The 21128-nt window shown below is 72.7% G+C and carries 21 protein-coding genes; 8 read left to right on the top strand and 13 right to left on the bottom strand.

Translation table 11 applies throughout. The features are described 5' to 3' along the window. Window position 1 precedes the first annotated feature (1 nt). The 11 genes from SOM08_RS00440 to mbhE all read right to left on the bottom strand — a co-directional run bounded on the left by SOM08_RS00440 (window position 2) and on the right by mbhE (window position 12575). Window positions 2–346: a Na+/H+ antiporter subunit C gene (locus SOM08_RS00440; RefSeq protein ID WP_070399613.1), complete on the bottom strand. Its 345-nt coding sequence runs from the start codon at window positions 344–346 to the stop codon at window positions 2–4. Next, window positions 346–3267: a monovalent cation/H+ antiporter subunit A gene (locus tag SOM08_RS00435; RefSeq protein WP_116959078.1), complete on the bottom strand. Its 2922-nt coding sequence runs from the start codon at window positions 3265–3267 to the stop codon at window positions 346–348. Before SOM08_RS00435 ends, SOM08_RS00440 begins: the two co-directional genes overlap by 1 nt. A gap of 64 nt (window positions 3268–3331) precedes the next feature. Then, complete coding sequence (locus SOM08_RS00430; protein WP_322469828.1) at window positions 3332–4666, bottom strand: sigma-54 dependent transcriptional regulator; 1335 nt, start codon at window positions 4664–4666, stop codon at window positions 3332–3334. After that, on the bottom strand, window positions 4663–6114 hold the full coding sequence (locus SOM08_RS00425) for a sensor histidine kinase (RefSeq protein WP_181936482.1): 1452 nt from the start codon (window positions 6112–6114) through the stop codon (window positions 4663–4665). The genes SOM08_RS00430 and SOM08_RS00425 overlap by 4 nt, the downstream gene beginning before the upstream one ends. A gap of 40 nt (window positions 6115–6154) precedes the next feature. Then, complete coding sequence (gene mnhG / locus SOM08_RS00420) at window positions 6155–6967, bottom strand: monovalent cation/H(+) antiporter subunit G (protein WP_147326223.1); 813 nt, start codon at window positions 6965–6967, stop codon at window positions 6155–6157. Then, window positions 6964–7260, bottom strand: coding sequence for a monovalent cation/H+ antiporter complex subunit F (locus tag SOM08_RS00415; RefSeq protein ID WP_116959084.1), 297 nt, complete (start codon window positions 7258–7260; stop codon window positions 6964–6966). The genes mnhG and SOM08_RS00415 overlap by 4 nt, the downstream gene beginning before the upstream one ends. Beyond that, complete coding sequence (locus SOM08_RS00410) at window positions 7257–7589, bottom strand: Na+/H+ antiporter subunit E (RefSeq protein WP_116959086.1); 333 nt, start codon at window positions 7587–7589, stop codon at window positions 7257–7259. The genes SOM08_RS00415 and SOM08_RS00410 overlap by 4 nt, the downstream gene beginning before the upstream one ends. Then, window positions 7586–9154, bottom strand: coding sequence for a Na+/H+ antiporter subunit D (locus SOM08_RS00405; protein WP_245980945.1), 1569 nt, complete (start codon window positions 9152–9154; stop codon window positions 7586–7588). Before SOM08_RS00405 ends, SOM08_RS00410 begins: the two co-directional genes overlap by 4 nt. After that, a complete protein-coding gene (locus SOM08_RS00400; RefSeq protein ID WP_116959089.1) occupies window positions 9151–9513 on the bottom strand; it encodes an NADH-quinone oxidoreductase subunit K in 363 nt (120 codons plus the stop codon). Before SOM08_RS00400 ends, SOM08_RS00405 begins: the two co-directional genes overlap by 4 nt. 327 nt (window positions 9514–9840) lie before the next feature. Next, window positions 9841–10254, bottom strand: a complete 414-nt coding sequence (locus SOM08_RS00395; protein WP_322469827.1) for an MnhB domain-containing protein — start codon at window positions 10252–10254, stop codon at window positions 9841–9843. Continuing rightward, the gene (gene mbhE, locus SOM08_RS00390) at window positions 10251–12575 is read right to left on the bottom strand and encodes a hydrogen gas-evolving membrane-bound hydrogenase subunit E (RefSeq protein WP_322469826.1); all 2325 of its coding nucleotides are present in this window, start codon (window positions 12573–12575) and stop codon (window positions 10251–10253) included. The genes SOM08_RS00395 and mbhE overlap by 4 nt, the downstream gene beginning before the upstream one ends. A gap of 209 nt (window positions 12576–12784) precedes the next feature. On the opposite strand from mbhE, the gene modA reads away from it, so the two are divergent. The 4 genes from modA to SOM08_RS00370 are packed head-to-tail and all read left to right on the top strand — an operon-like array spanning window position 12785 to window position 15798. Next, complete coding sequence (modA, locus tag SOM08_RS00385) at window positions 12785–13540, top strand: molybdate ABC transporter substrate-binding protein (RefSeq protein ID WP_322469825.1); 756 nt, start codon at window positions 12785–12787, stop codon at window positions 13538–13540. A 21-nt stretch (window positions 13541–13561) separates the two neighbouring features. Beyond that, on the top strand, window positions 13562–14233 hold the full coding sequence (gene modB, locus SOM08_RS00380) for a molybdate ABC transporter permease subunit (protein ID WP_322470722.1): 672 nt from the start codon (window positions 13562–13564) through the stop codon (window positions 14231–14233). Window positions 14234–14237: 4 nt separating this feature from the next. Next, window positions 14238–14933: a sulfate/molybdate ABC transporter ATP-binding protein gene (locus SOM08_RS00375; RefSeq protein WP_416187027.1), complete on the top strand. Its 696-nt coding sequence runs from the start codon at window positions 14238–14240 to the stop codon at window positions 14931–14933. Between the two features lie 40 nt (window positions 14934–14973). Beyond that, window positions 14974–15798, top strand: a complete 825-nt coding sequence (locus SOM08_RS00370; protein ID WP_322469824.1) for a TOBE domain-containing protein — start codon at window positions 14974–14976, stop codon at window positions 15796–15798. Between the two features lie 16 nt (window positions 15799–15814). On the opposite strand, the gene SOM08_RS00365 is transcribed toward SOM08_RS00370, so the two are convergent. Together SOM08_RS00365 and SOM08_RS00360 are read right to left on the bottom strand one after the other, a co-directional pair. Further along, on the bottom strand, window positions 15815–16984 hold the full coding sequence (locus SOM08_RS00365; RefSeq protein ID WP_416186984.1) for an HPP family protein: 1170 nt from the start codon (window positions 16982–16984) through the stop codon (window positions 15815–15817). Beyond that, a complete protein-coding gene (locus tag SOM08_RS00360; RefSeq protein ID WP_116959102.1) occupies window positions 16981–17778 on the bottom strand; it encodes an IclR family transcriptional regulator domain-containing protein in 798 nt (265 codons plus the stop codon). The genes SOM08_RS00365 and SOM08_RS00360 overlap by 4 nt, the downstream gene beginning before the upstream one ends. 112 nt (window positions 17779–17890) lie before the next feature. Here SOM08_RS00360 and SOM08_RS00355 point away from each other — a divergent pair, with 112 nt between their 5' ends. From SOM08_RS00355 to SOM08_RS00340, 4 genes are all read left to right on the top strand, one after another. Beyond that, window positions 17891–18733: a TauD/TfdA family dioxygenase gene (locus SOM08_RS00355; RefSeq protein ID WP_322469823.1), complete on the top strand. Its 843-nt coding sequence runs from the start codon at window positions 17891–17893 to the stop codon at window positions 18731–18733. Next, on the top strand, window positions 18733–19653 hold the full coding sequence (locus SOM08_RS00350; protein WP_322469822.1) for an alpha/beta hydrolase family protein: 921 nt from the start codon (window positions 18733–18735) through the stop codon (window positions 19651–19653). Before SOM08_RS00355 ends, SOM08_RS00350 begins: the two co-directional genes overlap by 1 nt. Next, complete coding sequence (locus SOM08_RS00345; RefSeq protein ID WP_116959109.1) at window positions 19650–20627, top strand: tripartite tricarboxylate transporter substrate binding protein; 978 nt, start codon at window positions 19650–19652, stop codon at window positions 20625–20627. Before SOM08_RS00350 ends, SOM08_RS00345 begins: the two co-directional genes overlap by 4 nt. A 61-nt stretch (window positions 20628–20688) precedes the next feature. After that, complete coding sequence (locus SOM08_RS00340) at window positions 20689–21111, top strand: VOC family protein (protein WP_322469821.1); 423 nt, start codon at window positions 20689–20691, stop codon at window positions 21109–21111. The last annotated feature ends 17 nt before the right edge of the window (window positions 21112–21128 follow it).

The following is a 21128-nucleotide window of genomic DNA, read 5'->3' as shown; positions in this document are numbered from 1 at the left end:
TTCATGGGCCCTCCTCCCGGCCATCGACGTGGTCGCCGCCGGACAGGCCGCGCAGCGCCAGCAGCACCACCAGGAACAGCGCCGTGGTGGCGAAGCCGATGACGATGGCCGTCAACACCAGCGACTGCGGCAGCGGGTCGGTGTAGTGCTGCAGGTCGGCCGGCAGGCCGGGGCGCACGATGGGTTCGGCGTCCACCGACAGGCTGCCCACGCTGAAGATGAACAGGTTGACGGCGTACGACAGCAGCGACAGGCCGATCAGCACCTGGAAGGTGCGCGGCCGCAGCACCAGCCAGACGCCCGCGCCGGCCATCACGCCAATGGCGATCGAGACGATCAGTTCCATCAGGGGGCTCCTTTCTCTTGCGCCTGCCCGGCGTCGTCGTCTTCCTGCGCCGCCTGCTGGCGGCGCGCGCGCAGCGACTGGTGGGCGATGGCCGTGAGCAGCAGCAGCGTGGAGCCCACCACCACCGTGAACACGCCGAGGTCGAACAGCGCCGCGCTGGGAACGTGCACCTCGCCCACCAGCGGCCAGGTCAGGTGCGCGGTGTGCGTGGTGAGGAAGGGGTAGCCCAGCGCCAGCGAGCCCAGGCCGGTGGCCAGTGCCACGGCCAGGCCGAAGGCGATCCAGCGCGGCGGCACCAGGCGCATGCGGTCTTCCACCCAGCGCGTGCCGCTCACCATGTACTGCGCGATGAAGGCGATGGCCACCACCAGACCGGCGACGAAGCCGCCGCCCGGCTCGTTGTGGCCGCGCATGAAGAGGTGAAAGGCGAACACCGCGGCCACCGGCAGCAGCAGGCGCACCAGCACGGCGGGCACCTCCAGGTAGCGCTGCGGCGTGTCGCCGTCCTCGCGCGTGACCAGGTCGCTTTCGATGTGCTGCGGCACCGCGCGCTGCTGCGCGGGGCGGTCGATCACCTCCACCGGCGGGCGGAAGCGCCGCAGCAGCGCGTACACGGTGATGCCCACGATGCCCAGCACCGTGATCTCGCCCAGCGTATCGAAGGCCCGGAAGTCCACCAGCATCACGTTGACGACGTTGGTGCCGCCGCCCTGCGGCAGCGCGTTGTCGATGAAGAAGGGCGAGATCGACATCGGCGCGGTGCGCGTGAGCATGGCGTAGGACAGCACGGCCAGGCCGGCGCCGATCAGCACCGCCACCACCAGGTCGCGGCGGCGGCGCCAGAAGGTGCGCCGCAGGTAGAGCGGGTCGTCTTCCTGCACGCGTTTGGGCATCCAGCGCAGGCCCAGCAGGAACAGCACCGTGGTCACCACCTCGACCGCGAGCTGGGTGAGCGCCAGGTCGGGCGCCGAGAACCAGGCGAAGGTGATGCACAGGCACAGGCCGACGACGCTGAGCATGATCAACGCCGCCAGGCGGTGGAACTTGGCCTGCCACGCGGCGCCGACGGCGCAGGTCACGCCGATCGCCCACAGCAGCACGAAGCCGGGCGTGGCCGGGATGCGCGGGCGGTCGCCCCAGCTCAGCGGCACCACCAGGGCCGAGCCCAGGCCGGCGAGGCCGGCGATCAGCACCATCCAGAACAGCTGCGGCTGCAGCCGCTGCGTGCCCAGCAGGCGCTGCAGCCAACGCGCCAGCCGGGTCAGCCCGGTCAGGGCGCTGTCGAACACGGCGCGCCCGTCCAGCCCCAGCAGGCCCGGTGCGCGGATGCTGTCGCGCCGCTTCAGCCACTGGCCGAACAGCAGGTAGGCCACCACGCCGCCGCCGGTGGCGATCAGGCTCATCACCAGCGGTGTGTTGAAGCCATGCCAGACCGCCAGGCTGTACGCCGGCAGGTCGCCGCCCACCACCGGCGTGGCGGCCATGGCCAGCAGCGGCCCCACGGACCAGGCCGGCAGCGTGCCCACCACGATGCAGGCCAGCACCAGCAGCTCCACCGGCACGCGCATCCAGTGCACGGGCTCGTGCGGCTGGCGCGGGCAGTCGGGCGGCGCGCCGAAGAACACGTCGTGCGCGAAGCGCAGCGAATACACCACCGCGAACACGCCGGCCAGCGTGGCCAGCGCGGGCAGGCCATATTCGATGACCGGGCTGGCGCTCACGAACACCGTCTCGGCGAAGAACATTTCCTTGGAGAGAAAGCCGTTGAGCAGCGGCACGCCCGCCATGGCCGCGCAGGCCACGATGGCCAGGGTGCCGGTGATGGGCATGGAGCGGAACAGGCCGTCCAGGCGGCGCATGTCGCGCGTGCCGGTCTCGTGGTCGATGATGCCCACCGACATGAACAGCGAGGCCTTGAAGGTCGCGTGGTTCATCATGTGGAAGACCGCCGCCACCGCGGCCAGCGGGCTGTTGAGACCCAGCAGCAGCGTGATCAGGCCCAGGTGGCTGATGGTGGAATAGGCCAGCAGGCCCTTGAGGTCGTTCTGGAACATGGCCGCGTAGGCGCCCAGCAGCAGCGTGGCCAGGCCCGCGCCGCCAACAATCCAGAACCACTCCGGCGTGCCCGCCAGCGCCGGCCACAGCCGCGCCAGCAGGAAGACGCCGGCCTTGACCATGGTGGCCGAGTGCAGGTAGGCCGACACCGGCGTGGGCGCGGCCATGGCGTGCGGCAGCCAGAAATGGAAGGGGAACTGCGCGCTCTTGGTGAGCGCGCCCAGCAGGACGAGCACCAGCGCCAGCGTGTACAGCGGGTGCTCGCGGATGCGCTCGCCGGCCGCCAGCACCACCTCCAGCTCCAGGCTGCCCACGATGTGGCCCAGCAGCAGCACGCCCGCCAGCAGCGCCAGCCCGCCGGTGGCCGTGACGGTGAAGGCCATGCGTGCGCCGCGCCGCGCGTCCTTGCGGTGCGTCCAGTAGCCGATCAGCAGGAAGGAGAAGACGCTGGTGAGCTCCCAGAACACCACCAGCTGCACCAGGTTGCCCGAGAGCACCACGCCCAGCATGGCGCCCATGAAGCCCAGCAGCAGCGAATAGAAGCGCGCCGCCGGGTCTTCGGCCGAGAGGTAGTAGCGCGCGTAGACGATGACCAGCAGGCCCATGGCGCTGACCAGCATGGCGAACATCCAGGCGAAGCCGTCGATGCGCACGATGAGGTCGATGCCCAGGGCGGGCAGCCAGCTCAATCGCTCGATCAGCACGGCGCCGTCGCGCACCTCGGGGTAGATCAGGACCAGCGGGATGGCCACCCCCAGGGCCACCAGCGCTGCCCAGGACGATTCGAGGTTGCGTGCGTTCGTCGGCAGCAGCGCCGCGACCACGCAGCCCACGAAGGGCAATATCAGCAGGAAAAACAAGGACATGGCCCAAGTCTAGGGGACGCCCGCGGCCCTCACGCGAAAAAACCGGGCGCGCGTTTCCCCTGTGTCAGACCGCGCCGCCCTCGCCGTCGCCGCCCTGCAGCTTCTTGCGCCGCTTCCACAGCGTGGTGCGCGAAACGCCCAGGCTCGCCGCGGCCTCGGCCAGGCGCCCGCCCGACTGTTCCAGCGCGCGCTCGATCTGCGCCAGCTCGGCGCGCTCGCGCGCGTCGGCCAGCGTGGCCGCGGGCCCGGGCTCGTCGAGCGCTCGCTCGGGGAACAGCTCGGCCGCGCCCAGGGCCAGTGCCTCGCTCAAGGCCATGGCGCGCTCGATGCGGTTGCGCAGTTCGCGCACGTTGCCGGGCCAGGCGTGCGCGCGCAGCGCGGCCTCGGCCTCGGCCGTCAGCGGGGGCGGCGCCAGGCCCTGGCGCTCGGCGGCCTGGCGCAGGAAGCCGCGCGCCAGCGGCAGCACCTCGTCCGGGCGCTCGCGCAGCGGCGGCACGCGCAGCTCGACCACCGCCAGGCGGTAGTACAGGTCCTCGCGGAAGCTGCGTTCGGCGATGCGCGCGCGCAGGTCCGCGTTGGTGGCGGCCACCACCCGCCCGCGGAAGCGCTGGTCCTGGCGCGCGCCGAGGCGGCGGAAATGGCCGTCCTGCAGCACGCGCAGCAGCGCGGTCTGCAGGCGCGGGTCGAGTTCACCGATCTCGTCGAGGAACAGGGTGCCGCCGCCGGCCTCCTCGAACCAGCCGGCGTGCGCGCCGCTGGCGCCGGTGAAGGCGCCGCGCTCGTGGCCGAAGAACTGGCTCTCCATCAGTTCGCGCGGCACCGCGCCGCAGTTCACCGCCACGAAGGGCTCGCCCGCGCGCGCCGAGCGCTCGTGCAGCTGGCGCGCCGCCACCTCCTTGCCGACGCCGGTCTCGCCCAGCAGCAGCACCGGCACGTCGCGCGCGGCCAGCCGCTCCAGGTCGCCCGCCAGGCGCTCGGTGGCGGGCGACAGGCCGAAACCCAGCGCCGGCCCGTCGCCGCCGGCCGCGGGCACCAGGGCGCGGATGCGCTCGACCAGTGCGTCGACATCGAAGGGCTTGGTGAGGTAGTCGTCGGCGCCCGCGCGCACCAGGCGCACGGCCTGGCCGACGTCGGCGAAGGCGGTGGCGAAGACGATGGGCGTGCGCCCCAGGTAGGGCAGCGCGCGGCGGTACAGCGCCTCGCCCGAGCCGTCGGGCAGGCGGATGTCGCTGAGCACGAAGTCGGGCCGCGCGCGGCGCAGCGCGGCCAGGGCCTGCGCGCCGTCGCTGGCGTGGACCACCTCGAAGCCCTCCAGCCGCAGGCGCTGCACCAGCGCGCCGCCGAGCACGGCGTCGTCCTCGATCAGCAGCACGTGGATGGCGGGGGGGGCGTGGGTCATGGCGCGGGCGGTGGGTCGGCGGGGCCGCCGCCGTCGAACGGCAGCTCGAGCGTGATGCGCGTGCCCCGGCCCGAGTGTGCCTGCACCGCCACGCGCCCACGCAGGCGCTGCACCAGGCGCACCACCACGGCCACGCCCAGGCCGGCGCCCGGCGCGGGGGCCTCGCCCCGCTCCAGGCTGGCGGCCAGCGGCCCCGGCAGGCCCGCGCCCTCGTCGGCCACCTCCAGCCACAGGTGGTCCTCGCGCGGCTCGCAGCGCAGCGTCACGCGCGCGCCCTGGGCCGAGGCCTGGATGGCGTTGAGCAGCAGGTTCAGCAGCACCTGGCGCACCTCGCCGCCGGCCAGCGGCACGGCCTCGCTCAAACGGGATTCGAGCACCAGCGCCACGCCCGCGCGGCGCGCCTGCGGCGCCAGCAGGCGCTGCACGTCCTGCAGGTCGCGCGGGTCGAAGGCGGGCTCCTTGGCGCTGGGGCGGTGCGTGGCCAGGGTGGCGTCGACCACGCCGCCGATCGCGCGCAGGCCGCGTTCCATGAAGTCCAGCGCCTCGGCGCGCGCCGCGGGGCGGTCGCCGAAGCGGCGCAGCGTGTCGACGGCGGTGAGCACGCCGGCCAGCGGGTTGCGCACCTCGTGCGCCAGCGTGGCCGACAGGCGGCCCAGCACGGCCTCGCGCTCCTGCTCGGCCAGGCGCGCGATCAGGGCCTCGCGCTCGCGCGCGGCGCCGGCCATGCGGTTGTAGGCGCGCAGCAGCCGCGCGTTCTCGCCGTCGTGGGGCGGGATGAGCGTCTCGGCCACTGGCTCGGGCCCGGCCTCGCCGGTGCGCTGCAGGTGGCGCGTGAGCAGGTCCAGCGGGCGCTGCAGCCGGCGCATCACCAGCACACCCAGCAGCGCGCAGACCGTGCCCAGGCCCAGGTTGAACACCACCACGCGCCACCACAGGCGCTGGCGCTCGGCCACGTAGTCGGCCAGGTCCAGGTTGGCCACGACGGTGAGCGCGCCCGCGCGTTCGCCGGCCAACAGGCGGTCGTCGCTGAGCGGGCGCCACACCCAGTAGCTGCCGTCGTTCGTATCGATCTTGTCGCCGCGTGTGTCCTCGGCGATGGCCTTGGGCAGCGGCGCCTCGGGCAGGCCCACGCGGTCGGCGCGCGCCAGGATGCGGCCGTCCGTGTCGAGCAGAAACAGGTGCCGGTCCACCAGGCCCTGGTGCATGCGCAGGGCTTCGTCGAGCGCGCGCTGGATGCCGGGTGCGTCGTTGGCGATCACCGGCGGCAGCAGCGCGGCGGCCAGGCCGTCGAGGTAGATCTGTCCGGTGCGCTCGATCTGGCGCTCCACCTGGCGCAGCAGGCCCTGCATGGCGATCTGCGTGGTGCCCAGCGCCGTGACCAGGATGACGGCGACGACCGCGAGGGACAGGCGCGCGGTCATGGGCAAGCGGTGGATCCAGCGGGTCATGGGCGATCGGGGCATGGAGCCCCCGATCGTAGGCCCGCGCTCAGCGCAGCACGCGCGGCGGCCGCAGGCCCGCCAGGTCCAGGCGGCTGGCCACGTCCACGCGCAGGTCCAGCACGCCCTGGTCGAACCAGCCCTCGGCGGCCACCGCGAGCACGGTGGCGTCGTCGCAGCAGGCGCGCAGTACGGTGTGCGGGCGGCCCTCTTCCAGCCGCGCCGACCAGGCCAGGCCGCTGGCGCGGGCGGCGGATTCGAAGCGCTCGATCACGTCGGCCGCCGCGTGGCGGGCCTGGGCGATGCGGTGCTCGCGCAGGCGCTGCGCGTGCCAGCCCGCGCCGATCGGCACCGGCCCCACGTTCTGCAGGCGCGGCAGGTCGATCACCGCCACGCCGCACAGCTCGGCGCCGTGGCGCCGCGCCAGCGCCACCGACTGAGCGATGGCGGCGTCGACGTGCGGCCCGGCGGCCAGCGCCAGCACCACGCGCCGGACCGGCGCCGCGTCCGCGGGACCCTGCTCGTCCAGGCCGCCGCGCGGCAACACGCCGCGCAGCGCGTCCTCGCGCGTGCCGCGCCACAAGGGCACGCCGCTCACATAGCCCGCGCGGCCGATGAGGTGGCCCGCCACCGGCGTGGTGAGCAGCAGGAACAGCACCGCCAGCGCGGCCTTGACCCAGGTCGCCGTGTCGCCGTGCAGCGCCGCCACGCCCAGCAGCACCAGCCCGCTGCCGGCCACGCCGGCCTTGGTGGCCGCGTGCATGCGCATGAAGAAGTCGGGCAGGCGCAGCACGCCCAGCGCCGCGAGCAGGCACAGCAGCGCGCCGCCCAGCAGCAGCGCCGATCCGATCCACCCGCTCATGGCCGTTCCTCCTCGGTGGGCCGCGCGGCGCGCGCGATGAAGCCGGCGAAGGCCACGGTGGCCAGGAAGCCCACCAGCGCCACGCCCAGGGCGATGTCCACGAAGGCCGGCGCGTCCGCCACCAATGCGGCCAGCCCGGCGGCGGCCACGCCGATCAGGCCCAGCATGTCCAGCGCGATCACGCGGTCGGCGGCGGCCGGTCCGCGCACGATGCGCACGCCCGCGGCCAATACCGCGCCCGCCAGCAGCAGCGCGCTGAGCGTCAGCACGCCATCGAACAGGGTGGGGTTCATTCCAGACACTCCTTCACGCGGCGCTCGAAGCCGCTCTGGATTTGCGCGACCGTGTCGTCGCTCAGGTTCATGGCGTGCACGTAGAGCACGCCCCTGTCCTCGGACAGGTGCAGGCTGGTGGTGCCCGGCGTGAGCGTCACCAGGTTGGCCAGCAGCGCGATGGCGGTGTCGCCCTGCAGGCTCAGCGGCACGGCGACGATGCCGCTGCGCTGCACGCGCGAAGGCCGCAGCACGGCGCGCAGCACCTCGTTCACCGACAGAGCGAGTTCGCGCGCGAACAGGCCGGACAGCACCAGCCAGGCGCGCGCGCGGCGCAGCAGAGGTTTCATGGGGCGGCTCCTTCGGGCAAGGGGGGCATGGGGGCCGGGGCGGGCGTGGCGGCGCCCAGCACGGCCTGGACATAGGCTTCGCGGCCCAGCATCTGCTCGGCCGCGCGCAGGGAGAAGTCCACGAAGGGCTCGGCCCACAGGCCGATCGTCAGCGTGATGGCGGTCAGCGCGGCGATGGGCAGCAGCATCACCGCGCGCGCCGCGCCGCGCGCGCGCCATTCGCCCGCGGCGCGCATCGACAGCTCGCTCGGCGCCTTCCAGAAGGCCTCGTTCCAGATCTTGAGCATGGAGTACAGCGTGATCGCGCCCACCACCAGCGCCACCGCGGCCAGCACCGCGTGACCAGCCTCCAGGCTGGAGCGGATGACCAGGAACTTGGCCCAGAAACCGGACAGCGGCGGCAGCCCCGCGAGCGACAGCGCGGGCACCACGAACAGCAGGGCCAGCAGCGGCGCGCTGCGGTGCAGGCCGCCGATGCGCCTGAGCTCGTACGAGCCGCCGGCCAGGCGGAGCGCGCCCGCGATCAGGAACAGGTTGGCCTTCACCACGATGTGGTGCAGCACATAGAGCACCGCGCCCGCGATGGCCAGCGGCGTGGCCACGGCCAGGCCCACCAGCATGTAGCCGATCTGGCTGATGATGTGGAAGGACAGGATGCGCCGCACGTCGTAGTGCGCCGCCGCGCCCAGCACGCCCGTGACCATGGTCAGCGCCGCCAGCGCGCCCACGATGGGGCCGATGAAGTCCAGCGTGCCGCCGAACACCAGCGTGAAGCAGCGCAGGATGGCGTACACGCCCACCTTGGTGAGCAGGGCCGCGAAGATCGCCACCACCGGCGCGCTGGCCGTGTGGTAGGCCGCCGGCAGCCAGAAGAACAGCGGGAACACCGCCGCCTTGGCGCCGAAGGCCAGCAGGAACAGCAGCGCCAGCGTGGCCACCAGGCCCTGGTTGCGCACCTCGGGCAGGGCCAGCGACAGGTCCGCCATGTTGAGCGTGCCCGTGAGTCCGTAGAGCAGGCCCACGCCCAGCAGGAACAGCGTGGTGACCAGCAGGTTGAGCACCACGTACTTCACGCCCGCGTCGAGCTGCGCGCGCGTGCCGCCCTGCACCAGCAGACCGAAGGACGCGATCAGCATGATCTCGAACCAGACGTAGAGGTTGAAGATGTCGCCCGTGAGGAAGGCGCCGGTGACGCCCAGCAGCAGGCCGTGGTACAGCGGATGGAACCAGGCCCGCTCGCGTTCCTTGGCGCCGCTGGCCAGCGCGTAGACCGACACCGCCACGGCCATGAGGCCGGTGATGACCACCATGGCGGCGGCGAAGCGGTCGGCCACGAAGCTGATGCCGAAGGGCGCGGCCCAGCTGCCGAACTGGGTGGCGAGCACGCGGCCGTCGAGCACGGCGCGCAGCAGCAGGCCGCTGGCGACCAAGAGGCCGGCGCTGCCGAGCAGGCTGATGGCGCGTTGCAACGCGGGCCTGGACTGCAGCAGGGCGCACAGGGCCAGCGTGGCCAGGGGGATGGCCACGGGCAGGGTGAGCAGCAGGTGGGGCGTCATCAGGCTCATGGCGCGGCCTCGCTGCGCGGCTCGGCCTCGCGCATGGCGTCGGGGTCCAGGGTGCCGAGGGCGCGGTGGGCGCGCTCGAACAGCACCACGGTGAAGGCGACGAGCGAGAAGGAGATGACGATGGCGGTGAGGATCAGCGCCTGCGGCAGGGGGTTGGCGCTGGTGGCGATGGCCAGGGCGCCCTCGGGCACCAGGGGTGGCGTGTTCGACGACAGCCGGCCGGCGACGAAGATGGCCAGGTTCACCGCATTGCCGAGCAGCAGCAGGCCCAGCACCATGCGCAGCAGCTGGCGCGACATGAGCAGGTACAGCGCGGCGGCCAGCAGGGCGCCGAAGCTCAGGGCGTAGAGGGTTTCCATCTCGTGTTCTCGTTGTTCGCGGGCTTGATGAACCGGCGCGTGTCCACACGGTGGTGGGCTTGAAGGGCAATGGGCTTGGGGGGCTGGGGCGATGTCTGGGGCGCTGAGCAAGGCAGGCTTGGGGCAGGCGCGCGCAGCGCGCTTCGTGAACGGATTGGCGGCGGCTGTTTGAGCGGAGTGGGCGAAGCCCACGCAGCGAGTTCCGCCGCACTGCCCCAAGCCGAGTAGCGCAAGGGAGTCGGCTCGCAGAGCCGACCGCGCCAGCCTGAGCCCTGGCCCCCCAAGCCCATTGCCCTTCGAGCAGAAGAAGCTTCGCGAGAGTAACGCTCAGACATCCGCGCCCTCCCCCAGGTAGTAGCCCACAAACGCGCACACCGCGCCCAGCACCGCGAGGTACACGCCGATGTCGAACACCAGCGCCGTGCCCAGCGCGAGACCGTTGTCCCAGAACTGCCACTGGTGCGTGAGAAAGGGCGTCTGCAGAAACAGCGCGGGCAGGCCGGACACCAGCGCCAGCAAGAGACCGCCACCAGCGATCGAGGCCGGTGGCCAGTGCAGCGCCTTCAGCAGGGCCGCGCGCCCGCGCGGCAGCGCGTGCACCGTGAAGCCGGCCGCCGCCACCAGGCCGCCGACGAAGCCGCCGCCGGGCGCGTTGTGGCCGCGCCAGAGCAGGTACAGCGAGAACAGCAGGGCCAGCGGCAGGAGCAGGCGCCCGGCCACGTTCAGGATGGGGGAGTTCATGCCGCGCCCTCCTCTTCGTGGGCGGCGTCGGTGGCCCGCGAGCGCCGCGTGCCCGCCAGCACCGCCGCCGCCGCCAGCGCGGCCAGCGCCAGCACCGTGATCTCGCCCAGCGTGTCCAGGGCGCGGAAGTCCACGATGATCACGTTCACCAGGTTGCGGCCATGCGCCTCGGGCACGCTCGCGGCGCGGAAGAAGTCGGACAGGCGCTCATCGAAGGGCGTGGCCAGCACCGACAGCAGCAGCAGCGAGGCCACCGCGCCGAAGCCGATGGCGATGGCCGCGTCCACCCGGCGCTGCGGCGCGGTGCGCGCGTCCTCGCGCGCGAAGGGCAAACGCCCCACGACGGCCAGCAGCACCACGATGGCCACCGCTTCCACCGAGAACTGGGTGAACGCCAGGTCTGGCGCGCCATGGAACAGGAACACCAGCGCCAGCCCGAAGCCCACCATGCCCGCCGCCACCACGCCGCGCAGGAAGCCGCGCGCCCGCACCACGGCCCAGGCCGCCAGCAGGAGCAGCGCCGGCAGCAGCGCGTACAGCGATGCCGCACCGTCCGGGCTGGGCCAGGCCAGCGCGCCGCGCGCGAACGCCGTCAGGCCCACCGCCCCGCCCACCACCACCAGCGTGGCGCCCAGGTAGCGGCGCAGGCTGCCCGACTGAATGGCCCGCGTCTGCCACAGGGCCAGACGCTGCAGCGCGGCCATGGCGCGGTCGTAGGCCGCGTCGGGGCCGTGGGTGGCGATGGCCTCGCGCGCCGCCAGCGCGCGGTGCAGGCGCTCCCAGCCGCGGTAGATCGCCAGGCCCAGGGCCAGGGTGAAGGCGCTCAGCGCCAGCATGGGCGTGAGGCCGTGCCACAGCGACAGGGTGGCCGCGGTGGCGTGGCCGGCCACGGCGCTCGCGGCGGCCTGCACCAGATCGCCGGCCAGCCCGGGCGCCAGGCCCAGCAGCAGGCCCAGCGCGGCCAGCAGCGCGGGGCCCAGGCCCATGGCCAGTGGCGGATCGTGCGGCGTGTGGGGCGTGGGGCGCAGCGGTCCCCAGAACGCGCGCACCGTGACCACGCCGGCCACCGCCACCATCACCGCATTGGCCACGATGGCCACCGCCACCGGCAGCCAGGACGCGCTGCCGCTGAGCTGGGCCTCGTACACCAGTTCCTTGGCCACGAAGCCCACGAAGGGCGGCAGCCCGGCCATGGACAGGCCGGCCAGCAGCGCCGTGGCCGCCGTCAGCGGCATGCGCCGCGCCAGGCCGCCCAGGCGCGTGCTGTCGCGCGTGCCGGCCTCGTGGTCCACGATGCCCGCCACCATGAAGAGGCAGGCCTTGTAGAGCGCGTGCACGATGAGGAAGGCCACCATGGCCGTGGCCGCCAGCGGGTGCGGCAGCGCGATCAGCGTGACCAGGGTGCCCAGCGACACCACCGTCGAATACGCCAGCACGCGCTTGAGGTCGGTCTCGCGCAGCGACAGCAGCGCGCCGGTGAGCATGGTGGCCAGGCCGGCCGTGAGCAGCAGGCCGGTCCACAGCGCATGCTCGCCGTACACCGGGTTCAGGCGCGCCAGCAGGTACACGCCCAGCTTGACCATGGTGGCCGAATGCAGGAAGGCCGACACCGGCGTGGGCGCCACCATGGCGTTGGGCAGCCAGGCGTGCAGCGGCACCTGGGCCGACTTGGCGAAGGCGCCCAGCGCCACCAGCGCGATCACCCAGGCCGCGTTCGGATGCGAAGCGAGCCCGTCCATGGCCAGGATTTCCGAGAGCCGGAACGTGCCCGCGGCCTGCCCCAGCAGGAGGGCGCCGGCCAGCAGCGCCAGCCCGCCGCCCACGGTGATCAGCAGGCCCTGCTGGGCCGCGCGCCGCGAGGCCGCCTGCTCGGGCGCGAAGCCGATGAGCAGGAAGGACGCCAGGCTGGTGAGCTCCCAGAACACCAGCAGCGCGATCAGGTCGTCGGCCAGCACCGCGCCCAGCATCGCGCCCATGAAGAGCGTGAGCCGCGCGAAGAAGCGCGCAATGTCCGCGTGCCCCGCGAGGTAGCGCGCGGCGTACAGGAAGATGAAGCTGCCGATGCCGGTGATCAGCAGCGCGAACAGCAGCGACAGGCCGTCGGCGCGCAGCGCCAGGGCGACGCCCAGGCTGGGAATCCAGGGCCTGACCTCCACGCGCGCGCCGCTGGCCAGCACCTCGGGCAGCAGGCCGGCAAAGCCGGCGCACAGCGCGGCCGGCAGCAGCCAGGCCAGCGCGGCCAGGGGCGCGCGCCAGCGCAGCAGCGCCCACAGCAGGGGCGCGGACAACAGGGCGGTGAGGACGAGCAGGGTGAGCGGCATGGGCTGGCGGGGTGAAGTCCCTGCCGGCTCTTGCGCAAGGGGCGTGCCGGGGCGTTCAGGGGGCCATGGCCCTTGTGAATCAAGCACTTGCGCGGGTCGTCGGCCCGCGGGTGTTCAGGAAACGGAACGTCGGCGCCGCGCCGCGTCGTTCAAAGTGAACGATACGCTATATTCAGTCGAATACAGCGAAACCCTCACCGAGCCACCGCATGAAGCACCGCCTGATCCGCCCCCTGGGCCTGGCCCTCGCCGCCGGCCTGTGCCTCGCCGCCCAGGCGGCCGACCTCACCGTCTCCGCCGCCGCCAGCCTGACCAACGCCTTCAAGGACATCGCGCCGCTGTTCGAAGCCGCCCACCCCGGCACCCAGGTGCAGCTCAACTTCGCGGCCTCGGGCGTGCTGCTGCAGCAGATCGCCAAGGGTGCGCCGGCCGACGTGTTCGCCAGCGCCGACCAGGAGACCATGGACCAGGCCCAGGCGCAGAAGCTCGTCCAGCCCGCGCAGCGCCGCGACTTCGTCTCCAACAGCCTGGTGGTCATCGTGCCCGCCACCAGCGCCAAGGCGCCCCAAGCGGTGGCCGACCTCACCCAGCCCGCCTACGCCCGCATCGCCATTGGCCTGCCCGCCAGCGTGCCCGTGGGCCGCTACACCAAGGGCGTGCTCGAAGGCGCGAACCTGTGGGGCGCGATCGAGCCCAAGATGGTCGGCGCCACCAATGTGCGACAGGCCCTGGACTACGTGCAGCGTGGCGAGGTCGACGCGGGCTTCGTGTACGCCACCGACGCCGCGCTGATGGCCGACAAGGTCAGGGTCGCCCTCACCGTGCCCACGCCCAAGCCCATTCTTTACCCCGTGGCGTCGCTGCCCGCGGGCCCGAACGCCGCCATGGGCGAGAAGTTCATCGAGTTCCTGTTCACGCCGCCGGCGCAGGCGGTGCTGGCCAGGTACGGCTTCGGCAAGCCCTGAGGCCGCGCGGCGGTGCCTGTCATGGCCGAGGCCTGGACCCCCCTGCTGCTCACCTTGAAGGTGGCGGGTTGGGCCACCGCGCTCAACCTGTTCCTGGGCACGGCGGTGGGCTACGCGCTGGCGCGCCTTCGCTTCCCCGGCCGCGACGTGCTGGACGCCGCGCTCACCCTGCCCCTGGTGATGCCGCCCACCGTGCTGGGCTACTACCTGCTGGTGGTCATCGGCAGCCAGGGCGTGATCGGCGCCTGGCTGCTGCAGCACTTCGGCGTCCGGCTCATCTTCACGGTGGAGGCGGCCATCATCGCCGCCACCATCGTGGCCTTCCCGCTGGTGTTCAAGGCCGCGCGCGCCGCCTTCGAAACGGTGGACCCGCAACTCGAAGACGCCGCGCGCACCTTGGGCCTCGGCGAATGGCCGATCTTCTTTCGCGTGACGCTGCCGCTGGCCTGGCGCGGCATCCTCGCCGGCCTGCTGCTGGCCTTTGCGCGCGCGCTGGGCGAGTTCGGCGCCACGCTCATGGTGGCGGGCAGCATCGTCGGCAAGACGCAGACCCTGTCCATCGCCGTCTACGAGGCGGTGCAGGCCGGGCAGGACGGCACCGCCAACTTCCTGGTGATCGTCACCTCCATCACCTGCCTGGCGGTGTTGCTGGGCGCGGGCCGGCTGGTGCCGGGCCGGGTGGTGGCGCGATGAGGGCCTGTCCATGATCTGGGACCTGTGCCTGCAGAAGACCCTGCGCCAGGGCCATTCGCGCTTCGACGTGGACCTCGCCTTTCGCTCGTCCGCGCAGCGCGTGGTGCTGTTCGGGCCCTCGGGCGCGGGCAAGACGCTGACGCTCAAGATGGTGGCCGGCATCCTGGCGCCCGACCGCGGCCGCATCGCCGTGGCCGGCCGTGTGCTGTTAGACAGCGAGCGCGGCATCCACAGCAGCGCGCAGCAGCGCCACCTGGCCTACATGTTCCAGGACTACGCCCTCTTTCCCCACCTCACCGTGCGGCAGAACGTGGCCTTCGCTGTGCGCCGGGGTCTGCGCAACCCGGCGAAGGACGAAGCCCACGAGGACGTGGACCGCTGGCTCGCCAGCTTCGGCCTGGAGGCCGTGGCCGGCCACTACCCGCATCAGGTCTCGGGCGGCCAGCGCCAGCGCACCGCGCTGGCCCGCGCCCTGGTCTCGCGGCCCGCGGCGCTGCTGCTGGACGAGCCCTTCGCCGCCCTGGACAAGGGCCTGCGCCAGCGCCTGCGCGATGAACTCAAGGACCTGCAGGCCGAGCTGCAGCTGCCGCTGCTGCTGATCACCCACGACGACGACGATGTGCGCCACCTGGCCCAGGACGTGGTCTGCCTGGACGCCGGACGCACCGTGGCCTGCAACGCCGCGCTGCAAAGCCGCTGATATCCTCGCCGCGGGCCCGAGGGGCGCAGGAGCAGCCACGATGGCGACGAAAAAACACAGGAGCAAGGACCCGCTGGAGGTGCATGGCGCCCTCTGGCTGTCGTCCGGCGGCGCAAGCCTCGCCGGCCATGGCCGCATCGAGCTGCTGCAGGCGGTGGCCGAGCACGGCTCCATCACGCGCGCCGCCAGGGCCTTCGGCATGAGCTACAAGGCCGCCTGGGACGCGATCGACACCATGAACCAGCGCGCCAGCGCGCCGGTGGTGGAGCGCGTGATCGGTGGCAAGGGCGGCGGCGCCACGCGGCTCACCGACTTCGGCCGGCGCCTCATCGAACGCTACGGGCAGGTGCACGCGGTGCATCAGCGCTTCCTTCGCCTCATCGAACAGGACGCCATGGACCTGGACCAGGAGTTTTCGCTGCTGAAGGTACTGAACATGAAGACCAGCGCGCGCAACCAATGGCTGGGCACCGTCGCGGCCGTGCGGGCCGGCGCGGTGAACGACGAGGTCGAACTGGGCCTGCCCGGCGGTCTGCGCCTGTCGGCCATCGTCACGCGCGGCAGCACCGAATCGCTGGCGTTGCGCCCGCAGATGGCGGTGATCGCCCTGGTGAAGTCCTCGGCCGTGCTGCTGGCGGTGGACCTGGCCGGCGCGCGCGTGTCGGCGCGCAACCGCTTCCCCGGCCGCGTGCAGTCGGTGACGCCCGGGGCGGTGAACGCCGAGGTGCTGCTGCGCTGCGACGGCGGCCTGGAGGTGGTGGCCGTGGTGCCGCAGGCCGCGGTGGCCGAACTGGGCCTGGCGCCGGGCGCCGAGGCCACGGCGCTGATCAAGGCCTCCGACGTGGTGCTGGCGGTGGTGAGCTGAGGCGGCCGCCTGGCCCCTAGCCCCGCACCGCCGCGTCCATCGCGCGGATCAGGTCCGACTGCGTGACGATGCCCACCAGCCGGCGCTCGGCGTCGATGATGGGCAGGTGGCGGTGCCCGCCGTCGGAGAACACCGGCACCAGCTCGGTGAGCGGTCGGTCGCTGCTGGCCACGCGCACCTGGCGCGTCATGATCTCGCCCACCGTGTGCCGGGGCGCCGGCCGGTGCATCTGGCGCAGCAGGGCGCGCAGGCGGAAGTTCACGCCCTCGTGCACGTCCATGTCCACCTGGCGCATGAAATCGGACACCGTGACGATGCCCACCAGGTGGTGCTGCCGGTCCACCACGGGCAGCGCCTTCACGCGGTGCTGGCGGATCAGCGCCCAGGCCTGGCGCAGCGGCATCTCGGGGCGCGCGGTCACGGGGTCGGGCGTCATCACGTCGGTGCAGCGCAACTCACCCATGGTGCGCTGGTAGGCCGCGGCCTCGGCGTACTGCATCAGGTCCTGCAGGTCTTCGCGGCTGATGTCGAGCACCTGGTTGTAGTGGGCCAGCGCGGCGTCGAGGTCGCGGCTGGTGAGGCGCGCGCCGCCGGGCTCGGTGGGCACCGGGTGGTGCACGTGCGGCCAGCGCCGCCGCGTGAGGTTGTTGTAGAGCAGGCCGGCCGCCACCATCAGCGCCGAGTCCAGCAGCACCGGTTGCAGTGCGACGCCGAAGTCGTGGCTGCCCATCAGCACCATCAGCAGGGCCGAGGCGCCACCCGGCGGGTGCAGGCAGCGCAGCGCCAGCATGAGCGCGATGGACAGGCCCACCGCCAGCGCCGCGCCCACGGCCGGGTGCGGCACCCAGAGGGCGCAGGCCACGCCCACCAGCGCCGACAAGGTGTTGCCCCCGATCACCGACCAGGGCTGGGCCAGCTGGCTCGAGGGCACCACGAAAACCAGCACCGCGCTGGCGCCCAGCGGCGCCACCAGCGCGGTGGCCAGCGCGGGGTGGCCGTTGCCGGGCGCCAGCCAGGTGGCGCCCAGGCCGGCGACGAGGATGCCCAGCGCGGCGCCGATGCAGGCGCGCCATTTCTCGCGCGCGTCGATGCCGGGCGCGGCGGGCCAGAGCGCGCGCAGCGAGAGCAGGAGTTCGGGCAACAGGCGCCGCAGCGCTTGCCGGCCCTGTCGCGCCGGCGTGTTCAACCCAGCGTGTCCGTCAGCATTTGCAGGCGCTGGGCGCAGGCGCGCAGCGCCGGGACGATGTGGCGCTCGATGTGCGAGACGCTCCAGGGCTGTCCGATCGAGCTGACGTTCAGGCCGAACCGGGCCTCGCCCGTGCACGAGGGGATCTCGATGGCGACGCCGAACAGGCCCGCCACCAGTTCGCTGTTGGCGAAGCTCCAGCCCCGCTGGCGCGCCAGCGCGAGCTCGGCGTTCAGCGCCTTGCGCTCGGTGACCGTGTGCTGGGAATGGCGGGCCATGGTGCCCGCGGGTAGGTGCTCGGCCAGCCGCTGGGGCGGCAGTTGGGCCAGCAGCGCGCGGCCCAGCGAGTGGGCGTAGGCCGGCAGGCGGTCGCCGGCCCGCAGGTCGAGCTTGATCGGCCGGTCGGCCTCGACGCGCTCGACGAACAACACGTCGGTGCCCGCCAGCACGCCGATCGCCGCCCCCACGTTCAACTGGCGCGACAGCTCCAGCAACTGCGGCCGCACCGCTGCCGACAGGCCCAGCGAGCGGAAATAGCGGTAGCCCAGTTCGATGGCCTTGGGCGACAGCTCGAAGTCGCGTTTGTCCTGGCGCAGGTAACCCAGCTCGCTGAGCGTCAGCAGGATGCGCCGCGAGGCGGCCCGCGTCACCCCCAGCAGTTCCGCCGCCGACTGGATGCTGAAGGCGCGCGTGTTCTCGTCGTACGCGTTCAACAGGCGAAGCCCGTTGGCCAGGGCATCGAGAAACTCCCGCTTGCCCTCGCTGTTGTCGTCCTGCACCTCTTTGTCTCGCATCTGCGCTCCACGCAATGAATCCGGCGCGCCGAATGTAGCGCGTTGACAGGCCGCGGCCGGTCCGGTAGATTAACTGGCGAACATTTGTTCGATAAATGAGGGTTTCAGTCCTATGCAAGTCCAGCCGCTGTCCGCGCGCTTCGGCGCCGAAGTGCGCGATCTCGACCTGTCGCGTGATTTCGACGACGAGGCGTTCGGCGCGATCCACCGCCTGTTCGTGGAGAGCAAACTGCTCTGCTTCAAGAACCAGAACCTGTCCGCCGCGGCGCAGCTGGCGTTCAGCAGCCGCTTCGGTCCCTTGGAAGTGCACGTCCTGTCCCAGTACAACCACCCCGAGCATCCGGAGATCTTCCGGCTGTCCAACCGGGTGGTGGATGGCAAGCCCATGGGCATCGCCGACGGCGGCTCGTACTGGCATTCCGATCTCGCCTTCCAGGAGCGTCCCGCGAAGGCGACCATCCTGAACGCGCTGGAGATCCCGCCGGAGGGCGGCGACACCCTGTTCGCCGACATGGAGGCCGCCTATGAGGCCTTGTCCGATGAATGGAAGGCGCGGCTGGACGGCCTGCGCGCGGTGCACCGCTACCGCCGCAAGGCGGACGCGGCGCAATCGACGCGGGTCGAGATGACCGAGGCGCAGAAGCAGCAGACGCCCGACGTGGACCATCCCCTGATCCGCACCAACCCCGACTCGGGCCGCAAGGCCATCTTCGCCCACCCGGGCATGACGGCCGAGGTGATCGGCCAGTCGCCGCAAGACAGCCGCGAGATCCTGGAGTTTCTGTTCGCCCACACGGTGCAGCCCCAGTTCCGCTACGACTTTCGCTGGAGCCCCGGCGACGTGGTGATGTGGGACAACCGCTCCACCATGCACAGCGCCACGACGCGGGACCTGCCGGCCGGCCAGTACCGCACGCTGTACCGGACCACCGTGCGGGGCGAAAGGCCGGTTTGATGGTGGACGCGCCCAGCGACGCTGGCATCCGCGAACTCGACCTGCGGCTTGCCGACGGTCGCGTGGTGCGCGCCCGCCTGGCCTACACGAGCCAGGGGCCCGAGGACGCGCCGGCCTACCTGCTGCTGCACGGCTACACCGGCAGCCACTTCGCGCTCGACCCGAGCGGCCCCGCCGCCGACGCCGGCTGGGCCGCGGCCTGGGCCGGGCCCGGCAAGGCGCTGGACACGCGGCGCCACCGGGTGATCACCATGAACCTGCCCGGCTCGGCCTATGGCTCCGGCTGGGACGGCGCCGACCGCACCCACGCCAGCGTGGCGGCCATGGCCGACGCGGCCTGTGGCCTGCTCGACGCGCTGGGCATCGCGCGCCTCGGCGGCGTGATCGGTTATTCCTTCGGCGGCTACCTCGCCCTGCAGCTGCGCGCCGCGTGGCCCTCGCGCGTGCGGCGCGCGCTGGCCTTGTGCAGCGCGCGCCAGGGCCGGGGCTCGCTGGACGGCCTCGATGCCTTGCGCCGCCTGGACGACCCGGACAAGCGCTATGCCTTTCGCGTCGAGACGCTGATGCGAAACGGCCTGACGCAATGGGCGCGCGACCAGGGACCGCAGGCGCTGGCGCGGGAGCTCGGCCGCGTGCGGCAATGGGCGCAGGAGTTCACGCCCGACGCGCTTTGGCGGCTGCGCGCCGCGGCCGCCACGTTCGCGCTGCCGGCCTGGCCCAGCGACACCACGGCGCTGCAGGCCGCGTCAGACGCGCTGTTTCCCCCGACCGCCGACCGCCCCGCGCGGGCGGCCACCGTGCCCACTCCCTATGGCCACCAGGGCCTGCTGCTCGACCCCGCCCCCTGGGTCGAGCCGATCGCCGCCTGGATCGATGGCCGCGACCTCTCTCATCCCACACACACAGGAGACACCCCATGAAACGCAAGACCTTTCTCGCCTCGCTGGCCGCTGGCCTGCTGCTGGGCAGCCACCTGGCCGCGCCGGCCTTCGCGCAGGCCGCGAAATGGCCCAGCAAACCGGTGCGCCTGATCGTGGCCTACCCGCCCGGCGGCGCCACGGACACGCAGGCGCGCCTGGTCGGCCAGAAGCTCTCGGAGCGCTGGGGCCAGCCCGTCATCGTCGAGAACCGGCCCGGTGGCAACACGGTCATCGCCACCGATCTCGTCGCCAAGGCCGCGCCCGACGGCCACACCCTGCTGCTGACCGCGATGCCCTTCGCGCTCAACCCCTTCCTGCTCGACAAGCTGCCCTACGACTCGGCCAAGGACCTCGCGCCCGTCACGGTGCTGGCGACCATCACCAACGTGCTGGTGGCGCACCCCTCGCTGGGCGTGAAGAACGTGCCCGAGCTGATCCAGAAGGCCAAGGCGGCGCCGGGCTCGATCAGCTTCGCCTCCACCGGCACGGCTGCCTCCACCCACCTCTCGGGAGAGCTCTTCGCCAGCATGGCCGATGTGTCGCTCACCCACGTTCCGTACAAGGGCAGCGCGCCCGCGCACCAGGACCTGCTGGGCGGGCGCGTGCCCATCATGTTCGACAACGGCGTGCTGCAGCACATCAAGGCCGGCAAGGTGGTGCCGCTGGGCGTCACCTCGGCCAAGCGCCTGCCCTGGCTGCCCGAGGTGCCTACCGTGGCCGAGCAAGGCCTGGCGGGTTACGAGACGGAGGCCTGGTACGGCGTCTTCACCACCGGCGGCACGCCCGGCGCCGTGGTGCAGCAGATCGCGAGCGACGTGACCTGGGCCGTGCGTTCGCCCGACGTGACGCCCAAGCTGGAGGCCATTGGCGCCAGCGCGGGCGGCGGCACGCCCGAGGAGTTCCGGCGCTACCTGGCCCGCGAGACCGAGCGCTGGGGCGCGCTCATCAAGAAGCGCGGCATCCGCATCGAGTGAGCGCCCGGGGCGTTGGCGGCGCGGGGGCGATGGCCGATCATCGCCCCCGCAGGAGCCCGCCATGAAACCCTACCTCTCCCTCATCACCCTGGCCGTCGCCGACCTCGAGCGCGCGCTGCGCTTCTACCGCGACGGCCTCGGCCTGCCCACCGAGGGCATCGTCGGCCAGGACATCGCGCACGGCGCCGTCGCGTTCTTCGACCTGCAGCCCGGCCTCAGGCTCGCGCTGTTCCCGCGCGAGAACCTGTGCCACGACGCCGGCATCCCGCCCGGGCCGCCCAGCCCATCGAGCCTGAGCCTGGCCCACAACGTGGGCTCGCGAGAGGCGGTGGGCGCCGTGATGCGCGAGGCCGAGGCCGCCGGCGCGCGCATCGTGAAGCCCGCCCAGGACACCTTCTGGGGCGGCCACGCGGGCTACTTCATGGATCCGGATGGCCACTTGTGGGAGGTGGCCTGGAACCCGGCCTGGCCACTGCCGGCGTGAGCGGCGCCGCTGGTCCA

Source organism: Hydrogenophaga sp. SNF1, assembly GCF_034421675.1.
Lineage (GTDB): Bacteria > Pseudomonadota > Gammaproteobacteria > Burkholderiales > Burkholderiaceae_C > Hydrogenophaga > Hydrogenophaga borbori.
Note: the sequence above shows the minus strand (reverse complement) of the source record. Positions and strands in the feature narration are given on the sequence as shown.